Raw genomic sequence first — 25,958 nt, forward strand, 5'->3', positions numbered from 1 at the left:
TTCCCTTAGACAATCCCTTATTGTATTTTTATGCAAAATAAATGAATTTATATTGAATTAACCCGCAAAACAGGCTGTGAATTGTGAATAAAACATTACCCTCTTTTATCGAGTTGTACAGTAAGTTGATTGCCACGCCAAGCATTAGCGCTACCGACGCGACGCTGGATCAGAGTAATGAAACGCTGATTAATCTACTGGCTGAGTGGTTCAGTACCCTGGGATTTAAGGTTGAAGTACAGCCGGTTCCTGATACCCGCAATAAATTTAATCTGCTGGCCTCGCTGGGTTCAGGACCCGGTGGATTACTGCTAACCGGTCATACGGATACCGTACCTTTTGATGATGGCCGTTGGACCCGTGACCCTTTCACCCTGACCGAACATGACAACAAGTTGTATGGTTTGGGAACCGCTGACATGAAAGGCTTTTTTGCTTTTATTCTTGATGCGTTAAGAGATATCGACAGCAGCAAACTCACCAAACCCCTGTATGTGCTGGCCACTGCGGATGAAGAGACATCAATGGCGGGAGCCCGTTACTTCTCCTCCACCAGCCATCTGAAGCCTGATTGTGCCATTATTGGAGAACCCACATCACTCCAGCCAGTGCGAGCACATAAAGGCCATATTGCAGAAGCTATTCGCATTACCGGTCAGTCCGGGCACTCCAGCGATCCCTCCCGCGGTATTAACGCTATTGAGCTGATGCATGATGCTATCGGTCATTTGATGATTCTGAGAGATTCACTAAAAGAGCGCTATCACCATCCGGCTTTTGCCATCCCTTATCCAACCATGAACTTTGGTCATATTCACGGTGGCGACGCACCAAACCGCATTTGCGCCTGCTGTGAGTTGCATATGGATATTCGCCCTTTGCCAGGACTTACCCTGAATGATTTAGATGAACTGGTACATCAGGCACTGGAGCCGGTAAGCAGCCGTTGGCCGGGTCGGGTAGCCATTGAACACCTGCACAGCCCTATTCCCGGTTACGAATGCGCTGCTGATAATGCGCTGGTTCAGGTAGTAGAGAAACTGGTCGGCACCCCAGCTGAAGTGGTTAACTACTGTACTGAAGCGCCTTTTCTACAGCAAATGTGCCCAACGCTGGTACTTGGACCAGGCTCCATCGATCAGGCACATCAGCCGGATGAATTCCTTGCCACCTCTTTTATTCAACCAACCCGTCAGCTTCTGACTCAGGTTATCCACCACTTCTGTGCGGAAAAATAGTACGCACTTGTCGTACATCTCGCCCCGGCTCATCCGGGGCGGTAAACCGCCTGTGCGGTACGAAAGTAGTTTTTTTTGTTGAAACTTTCCGGTTATAAGAAATGCTTAAAGGATTCAACAAAATTATGGACATACCCAAATTGTGTGATACAACTCTAACTTTAGTACCTATAAAAATAACGCGACAACACAACATCATCTTCATGTTTTGACTAACCCGGCAGGAGACCTATGAACGAACAATATTCCGCGATGCGAAGTAATGTCAGTATGCTTGGCACTCTTCTAGGCGATACCATTAAAGACGCTTTGGGTGAAGAAATCCTCGATCGGGTAGAAAGTATCCGTAAGCTGTCAAAGTCGTCCCGCGCCGGTAATGAGACTAACCGTCAGGCATTACTCTCTACGCTGCAAAACCTGTCTAACGACCAGTTATTGCCCGTTGCCAGAGCGTTTAATCAGTTTCTCAACTTTGCTAATACCGCAGAGCAGTATCACAGTATTTCCTCTCGCGGTGAGGCGGCGAATAACCCGGCAGTATTTGCCGATCTATTCAGCAAATTAAGACAGCAAAACATTACGGATGAAGCGGTTAGTAAGGCCGTTGAACAGCTTTCTATTGAGCTGGTGCTTACTGCACATCCAACGGAAATTGCGCGTCGTACCATGATCCATAAGCTGATTGAAGTGAATAACTGTCTGAGCCAGTTAGATCATAACGATCTGGCCGACTATGAACGGGATCAGATAATGCGACGCCTGCGTCAGCTGGTTGCCCAGTCATGGCATACCGATGAAATCCGTAAGATTCGCCCAACGCCGGTTGATGAAGCTAAATGGGGCTTTGCCGTAGTAGAAAATAGCCTGTGGGAAGGCGTACCTGCGTTTATGCGCGAGTTTAACGACCAACTGGTTGATGCCCTTGGCTATAATCTGCCGGTTGAAGCGGTTCCGGTTCGTTTTACCTCCTGGATGGGAGGTGACCGTGATGGTAACCCAAACGTTACCGCCAAAATTACTGAACATGTAATGATATACGGTCGCTGGAAAGCCGCAGAACTGTTCCTGAAAGATATTCAGGTACTGGTTTCTGAGTTATCGATGTCTGACTGTACTCCGGAACTGCGGGCCATGGCCGGCGGAGACGACGTTCAGGAACCCTATCGTGAGCTAATGAAAAAACTACGTACCCGGTTAATGAGTACCCATAGTTATCTGAGCGCCCGCCTGAACGGTGAACGAGTCAACTGCCCGGATGATATACTGGTTGATAACCAACAGCTTTGGCAACCGCTCTACGCCTGTTATCAGTCACTGCAAGCCTGTGGCATGGGTATTATTGCTAACGGGCAATTGCTGGATACCCTGCGCCGTATCGGCTGCTTCGGCCTGCCGCTGGTACGCATTGATATTCGTCAGGAGAGCACTCGTCACAGTGATGTTCTGGCGGAACTCACTAAATATCTTGAGCTGGGTGATTACGACCAGTGGACAGAAAAAGAGAAGCAGCAGTTCCTGATTAGTGAATTGCAGTCAAAAAGACCACTGTTCCCACGTGACTGGCAGCCAAGTGCAGATACTCAGGAGGTGCTTGATACCTGTAAAGTTGTGGCTAAAGCGCCACAGGGCTCCATTGCCGCTTATGTCATCTCCATGGCTCGTACACCGTCTGACGTTCTGGCAGTGCATCTGTTGCTAAAAGAGATGGGCTGCACCTTTGCCCTGCCGGTCTGCCCGCTGTTCGAAACGCTGGAAGATTTAAATAATGCTAATGATGTCATGACCCAGTTACTGAATATCGACTGGTATCGCAACTTTATTGACGATAAGCAGATGATCATGATTGGCTACTCCGACTCCTCAAAAGATGCTGGCGTACTGGCAGCCTCATGGGCGCAATATTATGCTCAGGAAGCGCTGATCAAAACCTGTGAACAGGCAGGCGTAGATTTAACCCTATTCCATGGTCGTGGCGGTACCATTGGCCGTGGCGGCGCGCCGGCTCATGATGCGCTACTGTCTCAGCCTCCGGGTTCACTGAAAGGCGGCCTGAGAGTGACAGAACAGGGTGAAATGATCCGCTTTAAGTTTGGTCTGCCTGAGATTACGGTCGCCAGCCTGGCAAGCTATGCCAGTGCGATTCTCGAAGCCAACCTGTTGCCACCGCCAAATCCTAAGCAGGAATGGCGCGATATTATGGATGAACTGTCCGAATTCTCCTGTAAAGAATATCGTAATATTGTACGTGAAGAACCGGACTTCGTTCCCTACTTCCGCGCCGCCACGCCTGAACTGGAATTAAGTAAGCTACCGCTCGGCTCCCGCCCGGCCAAACGTAAACCTAACGGTGGTGTGGAAAGTCTGCGCGCTATCCCATGGATTTTCGCCTGGACGCAAAATCGTCTGATGTTGCCGGCCTGGTTAGGTGCCGGCGCAGCGTTACAACATGCGATTAAAAACGGTAAACATCAACAGCTGGCAGAGATGTACCACGACTGGCCGTTCTTTAATACTCGTATCAATATGTTAGAAATGGTCTATGCCAAAGCTGACCTGTGGCTGGCAGAATATTACGATCAGCGACTGGTAGATAAAAAGCTTTGGGCGTTGGGTAGTAGGTTACGTAGCCAGTTGGCGGAAGATATCCGCGTTATTCTTAAGCTGTCCAACGATCAGAAATTGATGGAAAAACTGCCGTGGATTGCTGAGTCAATCGCTTTACGTAACGTATATACCGATCCATTAAACGTACTGCAGGCAGAGCTGCTTTATCGTTCGCGTCAGCAAGAGACGCCGGACCCAAGAGTAGAGCAGGCGCTTATGGTGACCATCGCCGGAATTGCGGCGGGGATGCGAAATACCGGCTAAAAAAAGGAAAAAAAAGTGAATTGAAACACCCTGAAGTTAAACTCAATTACGCAGGCCTTACCCCCAGCGTATGACAAATCGCATAGCTCAATTCAGCCCGATTCAGCGTATAGAAGTGGAAATCTTTTACCCCTTCACGGCTCAGGATCTTCACCATATCCATAGCGATTGAAGCCCCGACAAATTTACGCGTTTCAGGGTCATCGTCTAATCCGGCAAACATTTGGCTCATCCACTGTGGAACACGCACGTTCGTCATGGTGGCAAAACGCTGTAGTTGTTTAAAGTTAGATACCGGCAGAATCCCCGGCACAATTTCCACATCAATTCCGGTCGCCACGCAGCGATCGCGAAAACGCAGATAGCTTTCCACATCAAAAAAGAATTGGGTGATTGCCCTGTTGGCACCCGCATCAATTTTCTTTTTTAAATTGATTAAGTCAGCCTGCGCGCTTTTCGCTTCAGGATGCACTTCCGGATAGGCGGCAACGGAAATATCAAAATCACCGACGCTTTTCAGCAGCTCAACTAAATCAGCAGCATACATATTAGGTTTGCCACCGCCAGCAGGTAAATCGCCGCGTAGAGCCACAATGCTACGAATACCGCTGTCCCAGTAATCTTTGGCAATTTCTCTAAGTTGCTCAGGAGTCGCATCAATACAGGTCAGGTGTGGGGCTGCATCCAGGCCGGTTTTATCTTTAATACCTTTAATGATGCTGTGGGTTCGGTCACGTTCACCGGAGTTGGCTCCGTAGGTTACAGAAACAAACTTAGGCTTTAAAATCTTTAAGCGGTCGATGGATTGCCAAAGGGTCTGCTCCATTTCCACATTGCCTGGCGGAAAGAATTCAAAAGAGACATTAATCTGACCGTTAATCTCCGCCAGACTCTGATTCAGAGCTTCCCTCTGGTTAGCATGAAAAAAACTCATATTCTGTCCACCCTGTTTGCCTTTGCTGATTTGTAGTTATACTTCTGAACGTTTAGACGTCTAAACATCCAAATAAGATGCCGTAAGTGAGGAAGACTGTCAACAGGTAATTTGAAAATAAATGGGGAATTAAAAATATGAACGGTGGGTGTAGGGCTCAGACGTGAATGACAGTAAAAATTGAGTCGATGGTAAAAATATGGCCAGAAGAGCTATACATTTAACATGAGCGAATCGTCGGGCAATACATACCCGACGATTCGCTATTTTCAAACAAACTCATTACAGCAATTTTGCCAGCCTGTTCAGGTCAGATTGAATGGCTCCGGCGGTGACATCCCGCCCCGCTCCCGGTCCACGGATAATAAGGGGGTTGTCCCGGTACCAGCGGCTTTCAATGGCAAACAGGTTATCGCAGGGTAACAGTGAAGCCAGAGGGTGATCGTCCCGCACAGCTTCCACACCAACCCGAGCTTTACCGTTAGCGTCATAACGTGCCACATAGCGCAGTACTAATCCCATCTCTCTGGCGGCTTCTAAACGCTCCAGCATTTGATGGTTTAGCGCTTCGGCGTTTTCAAAGAAATTATCCACAGAGCCATTTTCAGCACCTTCCGCCACCAGTGATTCAACCCGAACCTGATCCGGTTCTATGTCATAGCCCGCTTCGCGCGCCAGAATCACCAGCTTACGCATCACATCCTGACCAGAAAGGTCAACGCGCGGATCCGGCTCTGTCAGCCCTTGTTGCCACGCCTGCTCCACCAGCTCAGAAAACGGGATTGAGCCATCAAATTGCAGGAATAACCAGGAGAGGGTTCCGGAGAAAATTCCGCTCAGAGAGAGAATCGTATCGCCGCTGTCGCGTAAATCTCTCACCGTATAGTTAATTGGCAATCCGGCCCCTACGGTGGCGTTATACAGCCAGTGACGACCGGTTTTAGCAAACGCATCACGAATCTGGCGATACTCATTTCCGGATGAAGCTCCAGCCAGTTTGTTCGCGCTGATCACGTGGAATCCATAGCTGGCAAAATCCAGATATTTAGCGGCCAGCTCCTCGCTGGCGGTAATATCCAGAATTACCAGATCGTCAAACGGATGGTCTCGCATCCAACTGACTAATGCATTGTCATCCAGAGTTTGGGCTTCATCATTAAAGAATGCCAATACCCTGCTGGCATCCAGCCCCTGATAGTCAAGTACACTACGGCGGCTATCAACCACACCGGCCAGAATAAATTCAAATCCGGTGCGGGCTGAAATATTCTTTTGTTCACGGGCAAACAGCTCTAACCAACGGGAACCAATATTGCCCTTACCGCACAGCACCAGTCCAATGCACTTCTCCGCCCGAAACAGGCTGGCATGTAAACCTTGAATCAGGTGCTCTGTTGGCCCAACACGCAGCACCGCCACCAGACTAATGCCATCCTCCGCGTGCCAGATAAATTCCACCGGCTGATCTTTAAGCTGTTGGTAGAAGCGGTGGCTATGCAGTGGATTTTTACATACTCCAGCCCCTACCAGTGCCACCAGTGCCAGCCCTTCCCGCAGTTGCAAACGGCCCGGAAGTCTGGCGTCGTCCAGAATTTGCAGAACGCTATTCACCACCTCGGAGGTATAACACAGCTGAAGCAGGTTGCGATCGTAATGAACGCCGGTTGCTAACGGCTTCACCTGAACCCGATTCAGGATACGTTCCACTTCTTTTTGTATTTGAGAGAAATCGTGCTGGGCTTCAACCTGTAACTCAATCAGACAAACATCATCATGGCTGGTCACGATTCTGGCACCCGTTCCGGAGGCCAGTACCCGCTCAATACGGGTAGAACCCTGTTCCGGTTGATAACTACAGCGCAGTTGCAGATCAATATCGCTACCGGATACCGGCTGTAAAGTACGGGCATGCAGTACCGGTGCGGCCAGGCGAGCCAGTTCGCTGGCCTCATCTAAACGCAGTAGCGGTAGCAAACAGGCATCTTTCACTTTACGTGGGTCAGCGCTGTATACCCCGGCTACATCACTCCAGATAGTGACTTTGACTACCCCTGACAGCGCACCAATCTGAGTCGCAGAATAGTCACTGCCGTTGCGCCCCAGCAGGACCGTTTCTCCCGCTTCGTTACGGGAAATAAAACCGGTTACCACCAGACGCTTATTCGGATATTGAGTAAGAAGCTGTTGTAACAGAGGGTAAGAACGGCCTTCATCTACCTGCGGTTGAGCTGAACGCTCTGCCCGCAGAAAATCACGGGCATCCAGCCATTCTGCCGCCATACCTTGCTGATTCAACAATGCCGCCATTAAACGTGCCGACCAAATCTCACCATGACCAACCACTTCAGCGTAGACTGCATCAGACATAGCGCCATCCAACAGGGCAGCTAACCGCTCAAGATCCAGAATAAAGACTTTAACCAGTTCAGCGGCCTGCTGTTCCGGCAACAGACCATTAATCAGCTCACTCTGGTAACGGCGCAGATCTTGCTGCACTTGATGAGAGGCGATGCGATCGGTCTGACTAAGCTGTAGCCATTTTATTAACTGATTGGTGGTACTACCCGCAGCGGACACCACCATCATGTCCCCTTCGCGACTGTATTCTGCCATTATCCCTGCCACTCGCAGATAGCATTTGCTGTCTGCCAGGCTACTTCCGCCAAACTTATGCAACTGACGATTTGCAGGAAGCCCGGAAGCTCCTAATGTAGTCATACTTACCTCTTCGCTGACGCCTGGAAAGCCTGTTCCAGATCGGCAATTAAATCTTCACTGTCTTCAATTCCAACAGAAATACGCAACAACCTGTCTGATATTCCGGCAGCTTTACGAGCTTCCGCCGCCATCCCTGCGTGCGTCATGGTTGCCGCATGGGAAATTAAACTTTCAACACCGCCTAATGATTCTGCCAGTGTAAACAGTTCCAACGCCGCAAGAAACTGCCGCATCGCCTGTTCATCACCATCAAACTCAAAACTCAACATGGCACCAAAACCCGATTGCTGTTTACGGGCAATTTCATGGCCTAGATTCTCTGGCAGGGAAGGATGATACAACGTTTTTACCTGAGATTGCTGCTGTAAATAAGCGATCACTGCCTGCGCATTTTGCTGCTGCTGTTTCATACGCGGCCCCAGAGTACGCAGCCCGCGTAATAACAGATAGCTATCAAATGCCGCACCGGTAACGCCAATATTATTTGCCCACCAGGCCAGATCGACACCTAATGCTTCATCTTTACAGATAACTACCCCGGCCACGACATCAGAGTGACCGTTTAAATATTTAGTACAGGAGTGCAGAACAATATCGGCACCCAGAGCAATTGGCTGCTGTAAAATAGGGCTCAGGAACGTATTATCCACCACCGCCAGAGCACCCGCCTGATGCGCTGCCTGACAAACTTTCGCGATATCCACCACCCGCAGCAGCGGATTACTCGGTGATTCGATTAACACCAGCTTAGGCTTTTGCGCCAGAGCGGCGGCCAGCGCCTGCTCATCCCCCTGATCCACAAACAGTACCCGATAGGCTCCCCGACGCGCCTGACTATCAAACAGGCGATAGCTTCCACCATAGCAATCATGTGGTGCAATCAGTAAATCACCCGACGCTAATAATGCCGTACACACCAGATGAATGGCTGACATACCGCTGCTGGTCAATACCGCACTGCTTCCACCTTCCAGCTCCGCCAGTGCCGACTGAACCACATCACGCGTTGGGTTGCCACGGCGTGAGTAGTCATGCGCCCGCGGCTGATTAAAATCGATAAAGTTATAGGTACTGGAAAGATGAATCGGGGGAACAACACAGCCATACTGCTCATCTGAATTGAGCCCGCCCCGCACTGCAATAGTTGCCTGTTTGCGTTTCACTAAATCACTCCGGGAAGAAAAACTATAAATATAATGAATAAGATAATGCTTTCGATTATAGACGTCAATACATCTGGACATCTAAACTTCTTGCCGTGTAGATTGAGGAATCGCAAAATATCCGTTAAAATTGTCAGGTATAATCTTTTAATACACTCATGAGCGATGCTCAAGGCTCTGCTCATGAGCAGGTAAAGTTAGTTCACAATGGACCAACTTTAAAGTTTCAGCTTTCTATTGATTAAGGTGCCCCATGGCTGAGTGGAACGGCGAATATGTCAGCCCCTATGCTGAACATGGCAAAAAGAGCGAACAGGTCAAGAAGATTACGGTATCCATCCCGTTAAAAGTATTAAAAATACTAACGGATGAACGTACCCGCCGTCAGATTAATAACCTGAGACATGCCACCAATAGCGAATTACTTTGTGAAGCGTTTCTTCATGCATTTACCGGACAACCTCTGCCTAATGATGAAGATTTACGTAAAGAACGCAGCGATGAGATTCCGGAAGCGGCAAAAATACTGATGCGCGAAAAAGGCATCGATCCGGACAGTTGGGATTATTAATTTCTACACCCGTTGATTACCTGAACAATATGTTCAATGGCAATTAATGAAATGGGTAATTAATGAAACGAAGAGTTATCCACACTATCGGGATAACCGGTATTGCTTTATCAGGTGGATATTACCAACAGCTATAATTCAATCTGCCGTGGTAAACAAGAAAACAGAATATTCGGATACAAAAAAGGCGCCAAGGCGCCTTTTTCTTTCAGCTCAGTAAAATTACTTAGCGCCGCCAACCATGTTGAAACGCTTGTTGAAGCGGTCTACACGACCACCGGTAGCAACATCACGCTGCTTACCAGTATAGAACGGGTGGCATTCGCCGCACACGTCCAGGTTAAGATCGTGACCCACGGTTGAGTGAGTTTTGATAACGTTACCGCAAGAACAGGTTGCAGTAATCGCTTTGTATTCTGGGTGGATACCTTGTTTCATGATGAACCTCTCTAATGTCGTGTCGCTATACGGTCACTATTGCCGTACACCACACGAAGTAAAAAACACGAAGTAAAAAATAGTTGAGCGGTTTGATCCAGATACTGAAATTTGAGCACTGAATCAAAGGTTGCGTATTATACAGATCTAATATTCGCCACGCAAGCGGCCAACTATTCATCACACTCTGCCGCCTGTGGTATGCTGCTGCATCCCATAAAGTTTTAATTCCGCTTTGGTTATTTTTTGTTTACCAAAAGCCCGTTAACTGAGATTTGGACTACCTGCATAATGAGCGTTGTGAATGTCGTTTTACCGGTGCCGCTGGACCGTTCGTTTGATTATCTTCTGCCACCGGGAGAACAGGCGATTATCGGAGCCAGAGTCAGCGTGCCATTTGGCAAGCGGGAAGCCATCGGTATCATTGTCGGCACCAGCGAACAGAGCGAATTTCCACTTGCGCAGTTAAAAACCATTAATCACCTGATTGACGATCGGTCGCTATTTACCCCCTCTTTATGGAAAACCCTGCTTTGGGCCGCCAGCTACTATCAGTTCCCGCTGGGAGAAGTACTATTCCATGCGTTACCCGTTTTACTGCGTCAGGGTAAACCCGCTCAGGAACCCCCAATCTGGCAATGGCAGATAACCGAAGAGGGGCAAATAACCGACCCGGTTACCTTAAAACGCGCGCCTAAGCAGCAGCAGGCGCTGGCGGCACTGCGTAAAGCCAATATTTACCGCCATCAAATCAGTACGCTGGATTTAAACGAAGCCGCATTTCAGGCGCTGAAAAACAAAGGGCTGGCCCAACTGGAAGCCCTCTATCCGGCAGCCACTCGCTGGCAGGACAATTTCCAAATTAATGGTGAACGCCTCAGACTAAATACTGAACAGGCAACCACCATCGGTGCCATTCGTAGCGATGACCAACAGTTTGGTGTCTGGCTACTCGAGGGGATCACCGGTTCCGGCAAAACGGAAGTGTACCTGAGCGTACTGGAAAATATTCTGTCCGAAGGGCGGCAGGCGCTGGTTCTGGTTCCTGAAATTGGTTTAACCCCCCAAACTATCGCCCGCTTTCGTGAGCGTTTTAATGCACCGGTTGACGTTGTTCACTCAGGTCTGAATGACAGCGAGCGCCTTGCGGTTTGGTTACGGGCACAGCGAGGGGAAACCGCCATTGTGATTGGTACTCGATCCGCGCTGTTTACACCGTTTAAACATTTGGGGGTGATCGTTATTGATGAAGAACACGACAGTTCCTACAAACAGCAGGAAGGATGGCGCTACCATGCCCGTGACTTAGCCATTCTTCACGCCCGTGAAGAGAAGATACCGGTGATTCTCGGATCGGCAACCCCGGCCATTGAAAGCCTGCACAATGCCCAAAGCGGTAAGTATCATCACCTGCGCCTCACCCTACGGGCAGGCCATGCTAAACCGGCAACCCAATATATTCTTGACCTGAAAGGCCAGCCGTTAACCGCCGGACTGGCTCCTGCAATGCTCAAAAGAATGAAAGAGCATTTACAGGCCAATAATCAGGTGATTCTGTTTCTTAACCGGCGAGGCTATGCCCCGGCGCTGCTATGTCACGAGTGCGGCTGGATAGCTGAATGTAGTCGCTGCGAGCGTTATTACACCCTGCATCAGAACCAGCGTATGTTGCGCTGCCATCACTGCGATAGCCAACGTCCGGTTCCCTATCAATGCCCTAAATGTGGTTCGACCCATTTGGTGCCGGTCGGTGTAGGCACGGAACAGTTAGATAACGAACTCGCCCGCCTGTTTCCGGATACGCCAATCACCCGTGTCGATCGCGATACCACCAGCCGTAAAGGCTCACTGGAGCAGCATCTTGCGGATATCCATCAGGGCGGAGCCCGTATTCTGATTGGTACACAAATGCTGGCAAAAGGTCACCATTTCCCGGACGTCACTCTGGTAGGTCTGATTGATGTGGATGGTGCATTATTCTCCGCCGATTTCCGCGCTGCCGAACGTTTTGCTCAGTTATATACTCAGGTTTCTGGTCGTGCCGGTCGCGCCGGTAAGCAGGGGGAAGTGCTATTGCAAACCCACCACCCTGAGCATCCGCTGTTACAAACCTTGCTACACCGGGGCTATGATGCCTTCGCTAAACAGGCAATTGAAGAACGGAAAAGCGTCTTTCTGCCACCCTTTACCTTTCATGCCCTGTTTCGTGCTGAAGACCATGACAATCAGCAGGCATCACAGTTTTTACAACAGTTAAAAGAGCAACTGGAAAACGTCAGAGCCAGCGATGGTTCGCTGTGGATTCTTGGCCCCGTTCCTGCTTTACAGGCCAAACGCGGTGGGCGCTTCCGCTGGCAATTGCTGATCCAACACCCGTCTCGCGGACGTTTACAACAAATCCTGCACACATTGAGATTACAAATAGCCACAATGCAACAGGCTAAAAGAGTTAAATGGACGCTTGATGTAGACCCAATAGAAGGCTAGATATCACATTATTGAGAACTGGCTCTAAAAAGTTGATACACAACATACAATTCAACCACGGAATAGCATAAAACTGTTCTCTAAATAGAGAGGCAACCGGGATTATACGCGTATATACATCAGGTGCTTTTGCCATTGGGAGGAGTCCTCTTTGGAACTCAATAAAAACCCGTCTCAGGTGACAATGAAAGATGTTGCTGACCTGGCCGGTGTGTCAACGGCTACCGTATCCAGAGCGTTGATGATGCCGGAAAAAGTCTCCTGGCAAACCCGGGACAGAATAGAAAAAGCCATTAAGCAAACTGGCTATATTCCTTACACGCTGACCAAAAGCCAGAAGCAAGGGGTGTCTAAAATATTACTGGCGATGGCGCTGGATATTACCGACCCATTCTTTACTGACGTTATGCAAGGCATTCAGCAGACGGCGGCTGAATATGGCTATATCGTTCTGTTTTTGGATAATCGCCAACAGCCCATCGAGGCAATTTCCCTGTCAACAATTTTACAGCAGGTTAATGGCGTTATATTGCTGGGAGCCAACTTTCCGTTTGAACGGCACGACGAAACCAGTCACCCGTTACCCCCGATGGTGATGGCCAATGAATACTTTCCGGAACTAAAGTTACCCACCATCCATATTGATAATCTCACCGCCGCATTTAATGCCGTTCACTATTTACAACGGCTGGGGCACCGCCGTATTGCCTGTATTTCCGGTCCGGACCACCTGCATCTCAGCCATTACCGCCAACAGGGTTATATTCAGGCATTACAACGGGGCGGAATTGCGGTAGAGAGCAGCTATATCACCTCTGGCCCTTTAAGTTTTGAAACCGGTGCTAATGCACTTTCTCAGCTAATGGCATTGCCACAGCCTCCCAGCGCCATTTTCTGCCATAGCGATATTGTTGCGATTGGTGCCATTTCCCAGACAAAAAAGATGGGGATCCGCGTTCCGGAGCAACTGTCCATTGTTGGATTTGATGATATTGCTCTGGCACAATACGTCGACCCGCCGCTAACCACCGTTGCACAACCCCGGTATAAAATTGGCAGACAGGCAGTATTAATGCTACTCGAACTACTGCACGGCAGCGGAACTAAAGGTGGATCTATCCTGCTTGATAGTGAATTGATCGTTCGCGCCAGCACTGCGAAACCACATAACTAGCTAAAGTACCGCATATTACGTACTATAACGGTTCTCTTTTAATCTGTTTCTAAAAACAAACGTAGTGAAGTCATAGTGGCACAACGAGATTATGTAAGCCGTAGTCGCTCAGGGACGCGGAGTAAAAAAAATAGCAGAAAGAAAAAAAGCACATCAGGCGGCACGTCCAAACTGATGATTGTGCTTGCCCTTGCCGTATTGGTCGTATTTGGCGGAGGCCTTTACTATATTACCCAGCATAAGCCTGCAACGGTGCCCGCTACCGGAACGCCCCCAACCAAACCAGGGGATGGTTTACCGCCAAAACCGGAAGAGCGCTGGAGCTACATAAAAGAGCTGGAGAACCGCCAGGTGACCAACTCACCTAACTCAACGGGCCAGCCTAAAAACAATACGCAGGCTCCGTTGACGGCGGAACAACGTAGAATGCTGGACCAAATTCAGGCTGATATGCAAAAGCCACCTATTCAGCTTTCTGGTGTCGATGCCAGTGGTCGTGCGTCTACTGCCCGCGATGGTGGAACAAAACCGGCGTTAAATAACACCACAGTGACTAACACGCAGCCCCAAGTGCAGGCACAGGCACAGCAACAGCCCCAGACACCACCAAAGAAAACCACGCCGCCAGCGCCAGCACAAACTCAGGACCCGGCTCCGGTGACATCAACACCGAAAACCACCAGCCAGACGGCGGCTCAGGCACAAAACCAACGCTGGATCATCCAGTGTGGTTCATTCAAAGCTTTAGATCAGGCCGAATCAGTGAAAGTTAATCTGGCCTTCTCCGGTATTGAAAGCCGAATCAGCACCAGCGGCGGTTGGAACAGAGTTATTCTTGGTCCCTATAACAATCGTGAAGCTGCAGACAAAACTTTACAACGGCTGAAAAGTAGCGGTGTAAGCAGTTGCATTCCGGTGGCTTCAGGCAAGTAATCGTCTGTATATTATATAGTTTACTTCCAGTTTCGGGCTGCCTTATGGTGGCCCGATGGTTATTTTGCACCCTCATCGCGCCCTGAATATTTTAGTTCTTCAGGGTTGAAAATCTGACGCCATCCCCCCATTTAAATACCAATTATGCCTTGCCTCTTATGTAAGGCTGTTTCTATCAGCTAATGAGGATCTGCACGTGACAACAATTGTAAGCGTTCGCCGCAACGGTCATGTAGTAATTGGGGGTGATGGCCAGGTAACTCTGGGTAACACCGTGATGAAGGGCAATGCCCGTAAAGTTCGCCGCCTGTATAACGACCGTGTGATTGCTGGCTTTGCCGGTGGCACCGCAGATGCCTTCACACTGTTTGAACGCTTTGAGCGCAAGCTGGAGATGCATCAAGGGCATCTGACAAAAGCGGCGGTTGAGCTGGCAAAAGACTGGCGAACTGACCGTATGTTGCGTCGGCTGGAAGCGCTGTTAGCCGTAGCGGATGAAACCGCTTCCCTGATTATCACTGGTAATGGTGATGTAGTTCAGCCAGAAAATGATTTGATTGCCATTGGTTCCGGTGGCCCTTATGCCCAATCTGCCGCCAGAGCACTGTTGGAAAATACCGATATGAATGCCAGAGATATCGTGGAGAAGTCTCTGTCTATTGCCGGTGATATTTGTATTTATACCAACCGTTTCCAAACCATCGAAGAATTAAAAGCTAAAGAATAAGGACCGTAATGATGTCTGAAATGACCCCTCGCGAAATAGTCAGTGAACTTGACAGCTATATCATCGGTCAGAACAAAGCCAAGCGTGCCGTGGCCATTGCTCTGCGTAACCGCTGGCGCCGTATGCAGCTTGATGAAGTATTACGTCATGAAGTCACACCAAAAAATATTTTAATGATTGGCCCAACCGGTGTGGGTAAAACCGAAATCGCCCGCCGCCTAGCGAAACTGGCCAACGCACCATTTATCAAAGTGGAAGCCACCAAGTTCACCGAAGTGGGCTACGTGGGGAAAGAAGTCGACTCTATTATCCGCGATTTAACCGATGCGGCCATCAAAATGGTTCGTCAACAATCCGTTGAGAAAATGCGTTTTCGTGCTGAAGAACTGGCAGAAGAGCGTATTCTTGACGTTTTAATTCCACCGGCGCGCGACAACTGGGGCCAGGCTGAAAACAGTTCTGACAGCTCTACCGCCCGTCAGGCATTCCGCAAAAAACTGCGTGAAGGCCAACTGGATGATAAAGAGATCGAAATTGAGCTGGCATCGATGTCCATGGGTGTAGAAATCATGGCACCTCCGGGCATGGAAGAGATGACCAACCAGTTACAGTCTATGTTCCAAAATTTGGGTGGACAAAAGCAAAAGCCACGCAAAATGAAGATTAAAGACGCGTTTAAAGTGCTGATTGAAGAAGAAGCCAGCAAGTTGATCAATCCGGAAGAGCTGAAACAACAGGCAATTGATGCCGTTGAACAGCACGGTATCGTGTTTATCGATGAGATCGACAAAATCTGTAAACGTGGTGAAGTCTCCGGCCCGGATGTCTCCCGTGAAGGGGTTCAGCGCGATTTACTGCCGCTGGTGGAAGGTTGTACCGTTTCCACTAAACACGGTATGGTGAAAACTGACCATATTCTGTTTATTGCTTCCGGTGCATTCCAGACCGCCAGTCCTTCGGACCTGATCCCTGAATTACAGGGTCGTTTGCCGATCCGCGTTGAGTTGCAGGCCCTGACCACCGAAGATTTTGAACGTATTCTGACTGAACCAAGCGCATCATTAACCGAGCAGTACAAAGCGTTAATGGCAACGGAAGGGGTAACGATCAACTTCCAGGCAGATGGTATTCGTCGTATTGCTGAAGCTGCCTGGCAGGTAAACGAGCGTACAGAAAACATCGGTGCCCGCCGTTTACATACCGTGCTCGAGCGTTTAATGGAAGATATCTCCTATGACGCCAGCGAAAGTAACGGCACCAGCATTGATATTGATGCCGAGCATGTTCGTCGCCATCTGGATGAATTAGTTGATGATGAAGATTTAAGCCGTTTCATTCTGTAACGTTTTTTATTGCTCTACTCAATCAGTCATATTTACGGGAGGCACTAGCCTCCCGTAAACTTATCCCTTAGTATTCGTTTGGTTTTATCCTGGAATCAAAGCAAACTCTCGTTAAATTCTCTATAATGCGCGTATAGTTAGCGGCTGGCCGATCTGCCCGCTATGAAATTATTCTCAAATTAAAAGTTACTAAATTAAAACTAAGACATGAGCCAAACTCACTCAACAAGTAAAACAGCAGCCTGGATTGAAAGCCTGCGCCCCCTTACATTGCCTCTGGCACTGGCATCGATTGTTACCGGTTCTGCGCTGGCTGCCTGGATGCACCATTTTCAGCTGGATATTGCGCTGATGGCTCTGCTGACTGCGGCAATGTTGCAGATTTTATCGAATCTGGCGAACGACTATGGGGATGCAATAAAAGGCAGCGATACGGAAACCCGTATCGGCCCCAATCGCGGAATGCAAAAAGGACTGATTAATCAGGCTCAGATGAAACGAGCCCTGATCATCGTCATCATTCTGACTATCGCCTCCGGCATTGCGCTTATCGCTCTGGCCTGTAAAAAACCCGAAGATATCATTGGCTTCCTGGGGTTGGGCTTACTGGCTATTATCGCCTCCATTACCTATACCGTTGGCCGCAAACCTTATGGTTATATGGGATTGGGTGACATTTCTGTTCTGATCTTCTTTGGCTGGTTAAGCGTTGCCGGAACCTATTATCTGCAGGCCGGGACCTTCGATAGCATCGTTATACTACCGGCCACCGCTTGCGGTTTACTGGCAACCGCTGTGTTGAATATCAATAATCTGCGCGATATTGACAACGATCGTATGAATGGCAAAAACACGCTTGCAGTACGTTTAGGTCCATTATGGGGCCGTCGTTATCACTTCCTGTTGCTGGCCGGCGCGCTTTTGTGTCTGGTTCTGTTTGCCCTGTTTGATTTACGCAGCTGGAGTGGCTGGCTGTTTATACTGGCCGTACCGCTACTTTACCGTCACGCGATGTATGTATTACATGAGCCAACGGCCGTAGCCATGCGTCCGATGCTGGAACAGATGGTTAAAGGTGCATTACTGACCAATATTCTGTTCGCTATCGGCGTGGTACTCAGCTAACGCTGCTCATCACTCATTTTTACGATTATCCTTATTGAATAAGCCGCTCCGGCGGCTTCAATACCAGGATGACTTTGCTATCCTTGTAAAAATCAGGATATACTGATTATTCATGGCGAAAAATGAACCAACAGAAACAGGCGACGATTTTATGAAATATGATACTTCCGAGTTATGTGACATCTATCATGAAGAAGTCAACGTTGTGGAACCCCTGTTCTCTAACTTTGGCGGACGCCCCTCTTTTGGTGGTCAAATCACCACGGTTAAATGTTTCGAAGACAATGGTCTGCTGTATGAACTATTGGAAGAAAATGGCCAGGGTCGCGTATTGCTAATTGACGGCGGCGGTTCTGTTCGTCGTGCGCTGATCGATGCCGAGTTAGCCCGTCTTGCCGTTCAAAACGAATGGGAAGGGCTGGTAGTCTACGGCGCAGTTCGTCAGGTTGATGAACTGGAAGAGCTGGACATTGGCATTCAGGCTTTGGCATCCATTCCGGTTGGCGCTGACTCGCAGAACATTGGCGAAAGTGATATTCGCGTTAACTTTGGTGGCGTGACCTTCTTCTCCGGTGACCATCTGTATGCCGACAATACCGGCATTATCCTGTCAGAAGAAGCGCTGGACATCGAATAAACCATGACTGGCGGAGACATACTGGTTTCCGCTATTTTTATTTCCCGTTAACGGCAAACCGGGCAAGGCGGCTTCAGATAAAATCAACCGCCTGTCTGTTATTTTAATTTGAACTTAATTTTACCCTGCCCACTATTCCCGCATAATCTCCCGCATAATATTTATTATCACTCTGAATCTCAGCAAGATCGGTCAGGCTGTGCTGACGGTTTTCTGCCAAAGTATTGAACATGAAGGATGTAATGTTCGATGACAAAACCGATGCCTATGCCAGGCGCTTTAGCAAGGTACTCAACTATATTGAGCAGCACCTGGATGACCCACTGACCATTGAATTACTGAGTGAAATTGCCAATTTTTCACCTTTTCACTTTCACCGGCAGTTCACCACTTACTGTGGAATGCCAATAGGTCGTTATATTCAGTGGATGCGAATCAGGCGTGCATCATACCGACTGGCTTTTAATCCATTGGAGAAAATCATCGATATCGCACTGGATGCCGGATTTCAAAATCACGAGTCATTTAGTCGGGCCTTCAAACAGGCGCTGGGAAAAACACCCAGTCAGTTTCGACAGCAGCCCGACTGGATTGACTGGCATCAGCGTATCCCTGAACAAAAATATATAAAGACCCAAACCATGGAAGTGAAGATAGTTAACTTTCCTGATACTCCCATTGCAATGTTGACCCATCGGGGTAACCCGGAGTTAATCAATGTGACAGCGACGCGTTTTATTGAATGGCGAAAGAGCAGCGGATTATCACCGGTGTGCACCAGTCAGACTTATGGCATTGCCTTTCACGATCCGGCAACAACACCGGTTGAGGCGTTTCGTTTTGACCTTGGTGGTTCGGTAAAGACTGCCGTTCCCGAAGATAATCCATTTGGCGTAGTAAATGGATTAATACCCGGCGGACGATGCGCTGTAGTGCGCCATCAAGGCTCGCATCAAACCCTGGCCGAGAGCGCCCGTCGTTTATACCGTGAATGGCTTCCCGGCAGCGGTGAGGAACTGCGCGATTTTCCACTCTACTTTCATTACTTCAATTTTGTACATGAAGTGGCAGAGCATGAATTACTGACAGATATCTATTTGCCACTGAAATGACGGTAAGTCAGAAAACTCAATAAAAACGCCGCTCACGCGGCGTTTTTATTGTCTGATGGCTAATCGTTAACGCAATTAGACTTCATCCATTTTTCCCAACAGAAGACGTAAACGCTCCTGCCAGGCTTGTTGTTCTTGTTTCAACTGAACGTTTTCGTTCACTAATGACTCACGTCCACTGGCAGAAGATTCAACTTCACGAACTAAAGAGTTATTTTTTTCCTTCAGCTCTTCAATTTCCATTTGCAGCAAAGTGATAGTATCAATGGCCTGTTGGACCTTAGCTTCCAGTTTTTCGAATACTTCAAATGACATTATTTTGTCCTCATATAGACATAACCGCAAAGCGGAAAACCTAACATTTATAACAGCCGCTAGCGGCAAGACGCACACATCCCAATGGTGGAACGCCAAAATCAACAGCCTGATTGTATTTACCTGAACGAACGCTGTCCAGGCATAGACCCATATAAAGCGCGAATGTTCAGAAATTTTGTCAATCAGGCAGTACAGTTAGCTAACTAGCGGCCCAAAATCATTAAACCCGTGGTTATCAATTTTACCATGACAACGGTTTATTTCCCCTGAAACGAGTAGTACACCAATAGAAACCTGCGTCACCTATCACTTTTCGAACTCAAAAGAGCAATTATTTGACCGAATACACAAAATCAGACTTTCGTTATTTTTCGATATAGCGCGATAACGATAAAATTCGGTCTTCTCCTCTAATCGCTAAAAAATAGAGGCAAATACAGGTAACCAGATTACCACCTTACCCATCAATTGCAGGACTATATTTATGAGTCAAAACGCTGGCCCTACTTTAAAAGGGCAATGTATTGCTGAATTCCTTGGTACGGGACTGTTTCTCTTTTTTGGGATTGGTTGTGTTGCAGCACTAAAAGTCGCCGGTGCCAGCTTTGGACAATGGGAAATTAGTATTATCTGGGGTCTGGCGGTTTCGCTGGGCGTCTACTTAACGGCGGGCGTATCCGGCGCTCACCTCAACCCGGCAGTTACCATTGCCCTGTGGTTATTTGCCTGCTTCGACCGTAAGAAAGTCATTCCTTATATTATCTCACAGGTTGCCGGCGCATTTTGCGGTGCCGCAATGGTATATGCCCTTTATTTCAGTCTGTTCTATGAAGTAGAAACCGCTCAACATATTGTTCGGGGCAGCGTAGATAGCCTGTCACTGGCGGGTACCTTCTCTACTTATCCAAACCCGGCCATTAATGTATTCCAGGCATTTTGTGTGGAAGTGGTGATTTCTGCCACCCTGCTAGCCCTGATTCTGGCCTTAACCGATGATGGCAACGGTGTACCGCGTGGTTCGTTGGGGCCATTGTTGATCGGTATTCTGGTTGCGGTTATTGGTGCATCAATGGGTCCGTTAACCGGTTTCGCCATGAACCCGGCTCGTGACTTCGGTCCAAAACTGTTCGCCTATTTTGCTGGCTGGGGTAACATCGCACTCACTGGTGGAAGAGAGATCCCTTATTTTATTGTACCAATTCTGGGGCCTATTATCGGTGGTTGCCTGGGAGCCTGGGGCTATAAGGTATTCATTGGCGGTAATTTACCCTGTGAAGCCTGTGCTATCGAAGATAAAAAATAACGATTGTTTTACCCCTTTTTACTACGTCAATTCACGGAGTGACCGCAATGACGACTGAGCAAAAATACATTGTCGCCCTCGATCAGGGAACCACAAGTTCACGAGCGGTGGTATTAGACCACGATGCCAATATTATTGGCGTATCACAGCGTGAATTTACTCAAATCTACCCTCATGCCGGCTGGGTAGAGCACGACCCCATGGAGATTTGGGCAACCCAAAGTTCGGTACTGGTTGAAGTACTGGCTCAAACGGGTATCAGTTCTGATGAAGTTGCCGCTATTGGTATTACTAACCAGCGTGAAACTACCATCGTCTGGGATAAAGCTACCGGTAAACCTATTTATAACGCTATCGTCTGGCAGTGCCGCAGAACGGCCAGTATTTGTGAGCAGCTAAAGAAAGAGGGAATGACCGACTACATCCGTGAAAATACCGGTTTGGTGGTCGACCCTTACTTCTCCGGCACCAAAGTAAAATGGATTCTGGACCATGTAGAAGGCGCACGCGACCGGGCAAAACGTGGTGAGCTACTGTTTGGTACCGTTGATACCTGGCTGGTGTGGAACATGACTCAGGGCCGTACCCATGTCACCGACTATACCAACGCCTCGCGCACCATGTTGTTCAACATTAAAACCCTACAGTGGGATGAGCGCATGCTGGAATTGCTGGATATTCCACGGGAAATGCTGCCGGAAGTTCGCCCATCGTCTGAAATCTATGGCAAAACCAACATTGGTGGTAAAGGCGGAACCCGTATTCCAATTTCGGGTATGGCGGGTGACCAGCAGGCGGCACTGTTCGGCCACCTGTGCGTTCAGCCGGGCATGGCGAAAAATACCTATGGTACCGGCTGCTTCCTGTTAATGAACACCGGTAAAGAGGTTGTTAAGTCAGAACATGGTCTGCTAACCACTATCGCTTGTGGCCCACGTGGTGAAGTGAACTATGCGCTGGAAGGTGCGGTATTTATTGGCGGAGCCTCTATTCAGTGGCTACGTGACGAGTTGAAACTGTTTACCGATGCTATGGACTCCGAATATTTCGCCACCAAAGTGAAAGACAGTAACGGTGTTTACGTGGTACCTGCGTTTACCGGCCTCGGTGCGCCATACTGGGACCCATATGCCCGTGGCGCCATTCTTGGCCTGACCCGTGGCGTAAACTCAAACCACATAATCCGCGCAACGCTGGAGTCAATTGCTTATCAGACTCGCGACGTGCTGGACGCGATGCAGGCGGATGCAGGCACTCGCCTGAAAGCCCTGCGGGTTGATGGCGGAGCCGTCTCCAATAACTTCCTGATGCAGTTCCAGTCAGACATTCTCGGTACTTCGGTGGAACGTCCGGCGGTTCGTGAAGTCACTGCATTAGGTGCGGCTTATCTTGCCGGTCTAGCGGTTGGTTTCTGGAGCGATCTGGAAGAGGTGAAGAGCAAAGCAGACATTGAACGCGTGTTTAAACCGGGTATTGAAACCACCGAGCGTAACTACCGTTATAAAGGCTGGCAGAAGGCCGTGGCGCGTGCGCGTGAGTGGGAAGAGCATGATGAGTAATATGACACTATGAGATTTTTTTCGAATCAACAGTCGGACTGTTGATTTTACTCACCATCTAAGGGCCCATACGGGCCCTTTATCTATGGATTATTCTCTCCCCCGCCATTTCACCACGCTTTAACTGTGATAAGATCCCGGCAGTTTTTTACTCATCTTACTTTTTCAATATATTACGGACCCAATACATGAAACGTGAACTTGCAATTGAGTTTTCTCGCGTCACCGAGGCCGCTGCCCTGGCCGGTTATCGCTACTTAGGCCGCGGTGATAAAAACAAAGCGGACGGTGCCGCAGTGGAAGCCATGCGAATCGTACTCAATCAGGTCAATATTGACGGTGAAATTGTCATCGGTGAAGGTGAAATCGATGAGGCACCAATGCTGTATATCGGTGAAAAAGTCGGTACCGGCAAAGGTGATGCCGTTGATATTGCGGTAGACCCCATCGAAGGAACACGTATGACCGCTATGGGGCAAGCCAATGCGCTGGCGGTGCTGGCGGTGGCAGAAAAAGGCGCTTTTCTGCACGCACCTGATATGTATATGGAAAAACTGGTTGTTGGGCCGGGCGCTAAAGACACGATCGACCTGAATCTGCCTTTGACAGAAAACCTCAAACGTATCGCGCTAAAACTCAACAAACCGCTGTCTGAGCTGACGGTAATTACCTTAGCTAAACCACGTCACGATAAAGTGATTGAAGAGATGCAGCAACTTGGCGTTCGGGTATTTGCCATTCCCGATGGTGATGTAGCCGCATCCATTCTGACCTGTATGCCAGACAGCGAAGTAGATGTGATGTACGGTATTGGTGGCGCGCCGGAAGGGGTTATTTCCGCCGCGGTGATTCGCGCGCTGGATGGCGATATGCAATCCCGCCTGTTGGCTCGCCATCAGGTTAAAGGGGATAGCGAAGAAAACCGCCGCATTGGTGAGCAGGAGCTGGCTCGCTGTAAACAAATGGGAATTGATGCAGGTAAGGTGCTCAAGCTGGGAGAGATGGCCCGTAATGACAATATCATCTTCTCCGCCACCGGCATCACCAAAGGTGATTTGCTTAATGGTATTCAGCGCACCGGCAATATGGCAACTACCGAAACGCTGATGATTCGCGGTAAGTCTCGTACCATTCGTCGTATTCAATCAATTCACTATCTGGACCGTAAAGATCCGGCGCTGTGTGATATTTTGCTGTAATTCATTATTCCGGTACTAATTTCGTCCACTCGCCGTACAGTGGACGAAATCTTTTATAGCTCATAACAAAATATCAAACGCCATATTCATTTTGGTAAGCCTTAATCGCCACCAGATGCTCTGCCATCTCTGGCTTTTCTGTCAGGTATTCCACCAGATCGTCCAGAGTGATAATGGTGATCATTTCACACTGGTAATCTCGTTTCACTTCCTGAATGGCTGACAGTTCTCCGCGACCTCTTTCCTGACGGTCCAGAGAGATTAATACCCCGCTTAAAGTCGCATCATGTTGGTGGATCACTTCCATTGACTCACGGATAGCGGTACCCGCGGTAATAACATCGTCCACCAGCATCACCCGGCCTGCCAACGGGCTACCCACTAAATGACCACCTTCACCGTGATCTTTGGCTTCTTTGCGGTTAAAGCAATAAGGCACATCACGATCGTGGTGTTCTGATAACGCCACTGCCGTGGTAGTGGCAATAGGAATACCCTTATAGGCCGGGCCAAACAGCAGATCAAACTCAATGCCGGAATCCACCAACGCCGCTGCATAAAAACGCCCCAACAGAGCCAGATCGCGACCGGTATTAAAGAGACCCGCATTAAAAAAGTAAGGGCTGATTCGTCCTGATTTCAGATGGAACTCACCAAACTTTAATACCTGCTTGTTAAGTGCGAACTCAATAAACTGGCGCTGATAGGGTTTCATAAACGGCATCTCCTCAACTGATTACACAACTTTAAATCGTAAAAATTCGATCGTAAAAAAAGCGACGTCTCCGTCGCTTTTCAACTTATTGTCCAAGTACTGCTTTTTGCGCCTTGATGATAGTATCAATTCCCTGACGCGCCAGCGCCAACAGGCTCAATAGCTCTTCATGGGTGAAGGGTTCCCCCTCGGCGGTACCCTGCACTTCAATCATGCGACCATCGTCGGTCATTACCACATTCATATCGGTTTCTGCGGCAGAGTCTTCCACATATTCCAAATCGCAAACCGCTTCACCACCTACGATACCAACGGATACCGCGGCCACCATGCACTTCATTGGGTTTTGCTTCAGCTTGCCATCGGCAACCAGCTTGTTTAATGCATCGGCTAATGCCACACAGGCACCGGTGATGGAGGCAGTACGAGTGCCGCCATCAGCCTGTAGCACGTCACAGTCTAAGGTAATGGTAAACTCGCCCAGTTGTGTCAAATCCACCGCCGCGCGCAGTGAACGAGCTATCAGACGCTGGATTTCCAGGGTTCTGCCACCCTGCTTACCTTTTGCGGCTTCACGCGGGTTACGGGTATGGGTCGAACGCGGTAACATACCGTATTCCGCAGTGATCCAACCCTGCCCCTGACCTTTCAGAAAGCGCGGAACGCCTTCTTCAATGGTGGCGGTACATAATACTTTGGTTTCGCCAAACTCCACCAGAACAGCGCCTTCTGCATGCTTTGTGTAGTTGCGGGTAAGGGTGATAGGGCGTACTTGCTGAGCACTTCGACCTTCTGGGCGCATGCAATAATCTCCGCTGATTTAGTTTTAGTATTGGCTCAGGAGGTGTTCCACAGTAGCTTTCTGATAATACTGAGGAACACACCCTGCTTCTGTGACCGCGCATTATACTGACTTCGTGACCTAATGCCTATCATGGGTTGGCAAACTTACCAAACATAAAATAATTTTATTCAATTTAGTCAGATAAATAGCATGGAATATGACTGGAAGAAAACCTGAGGGATTATGAGAAATAGCAATAAATAACCAAAAAATAACTCACAGAAAGCCAAATTTTCAGGTTAAAAACACCACAGAAAACGGGGGATGTAGTCTGCGGTGTTTAGTACCAACGGATTACTTAAAGGACCTTATCCAACAGATCATCTAATCGACCTTGATCAACTTCAGCACCAACGCTTGCGAGGATATCTTTTACATCGTTTTTAGCCGGATCTAAAACATTATCAGTGACGGTACTATTACCAAGAACAGTGTTAACCAGATTTCCTATCAAACCACCACCCGATACGGTTAGTGTGTCCTGCTCAGATAATTCACGAATTAATTCTTTCGTGATTGCTCAACCTCGTTGATTTAAAACACTTCAGGCAG

At 48.7% G+C, this 25,958-nt stretch carries 22 protein-coding genes; 14 read left to right on the forward strand and 8 right to left on the reverse strand.

What is annotated here, in order from left to right; genetic code table 11:
* The first annotated feature begins 83 nt into the window (after positions 1-83).
* Complete coding sequence (gene argE, locus LPW36_RS07495; RefSeq protein WP_230608877.1) at positions 84-1,238, forward strand: acetylornithine deacetylase; 1,155 nt, start codon at positions 84-86, stop codon at positions 1,236-1,238.
* 231 nt (positions 1,239-1,469) lie between these two features.
* Positions 1,470-4,106, forward strand: a complete 2,637-nt coding sequence (gene ppc, locus LPW36_RS07500) for a phosphoenolpyruvate carboxylase (RefSeq protein ID WP_230608878.1) — start codon at positions 1,470-1,472, stop codon at positions 4,104-4,106.
* Positions 4,107-4,152: 46 nt separating this feature from the next.
* Here ppc and metF read toward each other — a convergent pair whose 3' ends face one another.
* The 3 genes from metF to metB all read right to left on the reverse strand — a co-directional run bounded on the left by metF (position 4,153) and on the right by metB (position 8,921).
* On the reverse strand, positions 4,153-5,040 hold the full coding sequence (gene metF / locus LPW36_RS07505; protein ID WP_230608879.1) for a methylenetetrahydrofolate reductase: 888 nt from the start codon (positions 5,038-5,040) through the stop codon (positions 4,153-4,155).
* 282 nt (positions 5,041-5,322) lie between these two features.
* Positions 5,323-7,758 carry a bifunctional aspartate kinase/homoserine dehydrogenase II gene (locus tag LPW36_RS07510; protein ID WP_230608880.1) on the reverse strand — a complete coding sequence of 812 codons (2,436 nt, stop codon included), beginning with the start codon at positions 7,756-7,758 and terminating at the stop codon, positions 5,323-5,325.
* Between the two features lie 2 nt (positions 7,759-7,760).
* The gene (gene metB, locus LPW36_RS07515; protein ID WP_230608881.1) at positions 7,761-8,921 is read right to left on the reverse strand and encodes a cystathionine gamma-synthase; all 1,161 of its coding nucleotides are present in this window, start codon (positions 8,919-8,921) and stop codon (positions 7,761-7,763) included.
* Between the two features lie 253 nt (positions 8,922-9,174).
* Between metB and metJ the strand changes: the two genes are divergently transcribed.
* Complete coding sequence (metJ, locus tag LPW36_RS07520; RefSeq protein ID WP_130590057.1) at positions 9,175-9,492, forward strand: met regulon transcriptional regulator MetJ; 318 nt, start codon at positions 9,175-9,177, stop codon at positions 9,490-9,492.
* Between the two features lie 222 nt (positions 9,493-9,714).
* Here the strand turns inward: metJ and rpmE are convergent, their stop codons facing one another.
* Positions 9,715-9,930 carry a 50S ribosomal protein L31 gene (rpmE, locus tag LPW36_RS07525; RefSeq protein WP_218467475.1) on the reverse strand — a complete coding sequence of 72 codons (216 nt, stop codon included), beginning with the start codon at positions 9,928-9,930 and terminating at the stop codon, positions 9,715-9,717.
* Between the two features lie 291 nt (positions 9,931-10,221).
* Between rpmE and priA the strand changes: the two genes are divergently transcribed.
* From priA to LPW36_RS07565, 8 genes are all read left to right on the forward strand, one after another.
* Positions 10,222-12,417, forward strand: coding sequence for a primosomal protein N' (priA, locus tag LPW36_RS07530; protein ID WP_230608882.1), 2,196 nt, complete (start codon positions 10,222-10,224; stop codon positions 12,415-12,417).
* Between the two features lie 151 nt (positions 12,418-12,568).
* Positions 12,569-13,591: a DNA-binding transcriptional regulator CytR gene (gene cytR, locus LPW36_RS07535; protein ID WP_268991562.1), complete on the forward strand. Its 1,023-nt coding sequence runs from the start codon at positions 12,569-12,571 to the stop codon at positions 13,589-13,591.
* Between the two features lie 75 nt (positions 13,592-13,666).
* On the forward strand, positions 13,667-14,524 hold the full coding sequence (gene ftsN, locus LPW36_RS07540) for a cell division protein FtsN (RefSeq protein ID WP_230608883.1): 858 nt from the start codon (positions 13,667-13,669) through the stop codon (positions 14,522-14,524).
* Positions 14,525-14,720: 196 nt separating this feature from the next.
* Positions 14,721-15,251: an ATP-dependent protease subunit HslV gene (gene hslV / locus LPW36_RS07545; protein WP_218467479.1), complete on the forward strand. Its 531-nt coding sequence runs from the start codon at positions 14,721-14,723 to the stop codon at positions 15,249-15,251.
* 11 nt (positions 15,252-15,262) lie between these two features.
* Entirely contained in the window at positions 15,263-16,594 is a 1,332-nt protein-coding gene (gene hslU / locus LPW36_RS07550; protein ID WP_230608920.1) for an HslU--HslV peptidase ATPase subunit, read from the forward strand.
* 207 nt (positions 16,595-16,801) lie between these two features.
* The gene (locus LPW36_RS07555) at positions 16,802-17,719 is read left to right on the forward strand and encodes a 1,4-dihydroxy-2-naphthoate polyprenyltransferase (protein ID WP_230608884.1); all 918 of its coding nucleotides are present in this window, start codon (positions 16,802-16,804) and stop codon (positions 17,717-17,719) included.
* Between the two features lie 151 nt (positions 17,720-17,870).
* Positions 17,871-18,356, forward strand: a complete 486-nt coding sequence (gene rraA / locus LPW36_RS07560; protein WP_230608885.1) for a ribonuclease E activity regulator RraA — start codon at positions 17,871-17,873, stop codon at positions 18,354-18,356.
* Between the two features lie 242 nt (positions 18,357-18,598).
* Positions 18,599-19,468, forward strand: coding sequence for an AraC family transcriptional regulator (locus LPW36_RS07565; RefSeq protein WP_230608921.1), 870 nt, complete (start codon positions 18,599-18,601; stop codon positions 19,466-19,468).
* A gap of 75 nt (positions 19,469-19,543) precedes the next feature.
* On the opposite strand, the gene zapB is transcribed toward LPW36_RS07565, so the two are convergent.
* Complete coding sequence (zapB, locus tag LPW36_RS07570) at positions 19,544-19,783, reverse strand: cell division protein ZapB (RefSeq protein WP_230608886.1); 240 nt, start codon at positions 19,781-19,783, stop codon at positions 19,544-19,546.
* A 487-nt stretch (positions 19,784-20,270) separates the two neighbouring features.
* Between zapB and LPW36_RS07575 the strand changes: the two genes are divergently transcribed.
* The 3 genes from LPW36_RS07575 to glpX all read left to right on the forward strand — a co-directional run bounded on the left by LPW36_RS07575 (position 20,271) and on the right by glpX (position 23,847).
* On the forward strand, positions 20,271-21,089 hold the full coding sequence (locus LPW36_RS07575) for an MIP/aquaporin family protein (protein ID WP_230608887.1): 819 nt from the start codon (positions 20,271-20,273) through the stop codon (positions 21,087-21,089).
* 47 nt (positions 21,090-21,136) lie between these two features.
* The gene (gene glpK / locus LPW36_RS07580) at positions 21,137-22,648 is read left to right on the forward strand and encodes a glycerol kinase GlpK (RefSeq protein WP_230608888.1); all 1,512 of its coding nucleotides are present in this window, start codon (positions 21,137-21,139) and stop codon (positions 22,646-22,648) included.
* Between the two features lie 188 nt (positions 22,649-22,836).
* Complete coding sequence (gene glpX, locus LPW36_RS07585; RefSeq protein WP_230608889.1) at positions 22,837-23,847, forward strand: class II fructose-bisphosphatase; 1,011 nt, start codon at positions 22,837-22,839, stop codon at positions 23,845-23,847.
* 73 nt (positions 23,848-23,920) lie between these two features.
* On the opposite strand, the gene pyrE is transcribed toward glpX, so the two are convergent.
* The 3 genes from pyrE to LPW36_RS07600 all read right to left on the reverse strand — a co-directional run bounded on the left by pyrE (position 23,921) and on the right by LPW36_RS07600 (position 25,860).
* The gene (pyrE, locus tag LPW36_RS07590) at positions 23,921-24,562 is read right to left on the reverse strand and encodes an orotate phosphoribosyltransferase (protein ID WP_230608890.1); all 642 of its coding nucleotides are present in this window, start codon (positions 24,560-24,562) and stop codon (positions 23,921-23,923) included.
* A gap of 85 nt (positions 24,563-24,647) precedes the next feature.
* The gene (gene rph / locus LPW36_RS07595; RefSeq protein ID WP_130590045.1) at positions 24,648-25,364 is read right to left on the reverse strand and encodes a ribonuclease PH; all 717 of its coding nucleotides are present in this window, start codon (positions 25,362-25,364) and stop codon (positions 24,648-24,650) included.
* Positions 25,365-25,704: 340 nt separating this feature from the next.
* Positions 25,705-25,860: a P1/P2 acidic ribosomal protein gene (locus LPW36_RS07600; RefSeq protein WP_230608891.1), complete on the reverse strand. Its 156-nt coding sequence runs from the start codon at positions 25,858-25,860 to the stop codon at positions 25,705-25,707.
* Positions 25,861-25,958 lie beyond the last annotated feature (98 nt).

The sequence above is a fragment of the Limnobaculum eriocheiris genome (assembly GCF_021010575.1).
Lineage (GTDB): Bacteria > Pseudomonadota > Gammaproteobacteria > Enterobacterales > Enterobacteriaceae > Limnobaculum > Limnobaculum eriocheiris.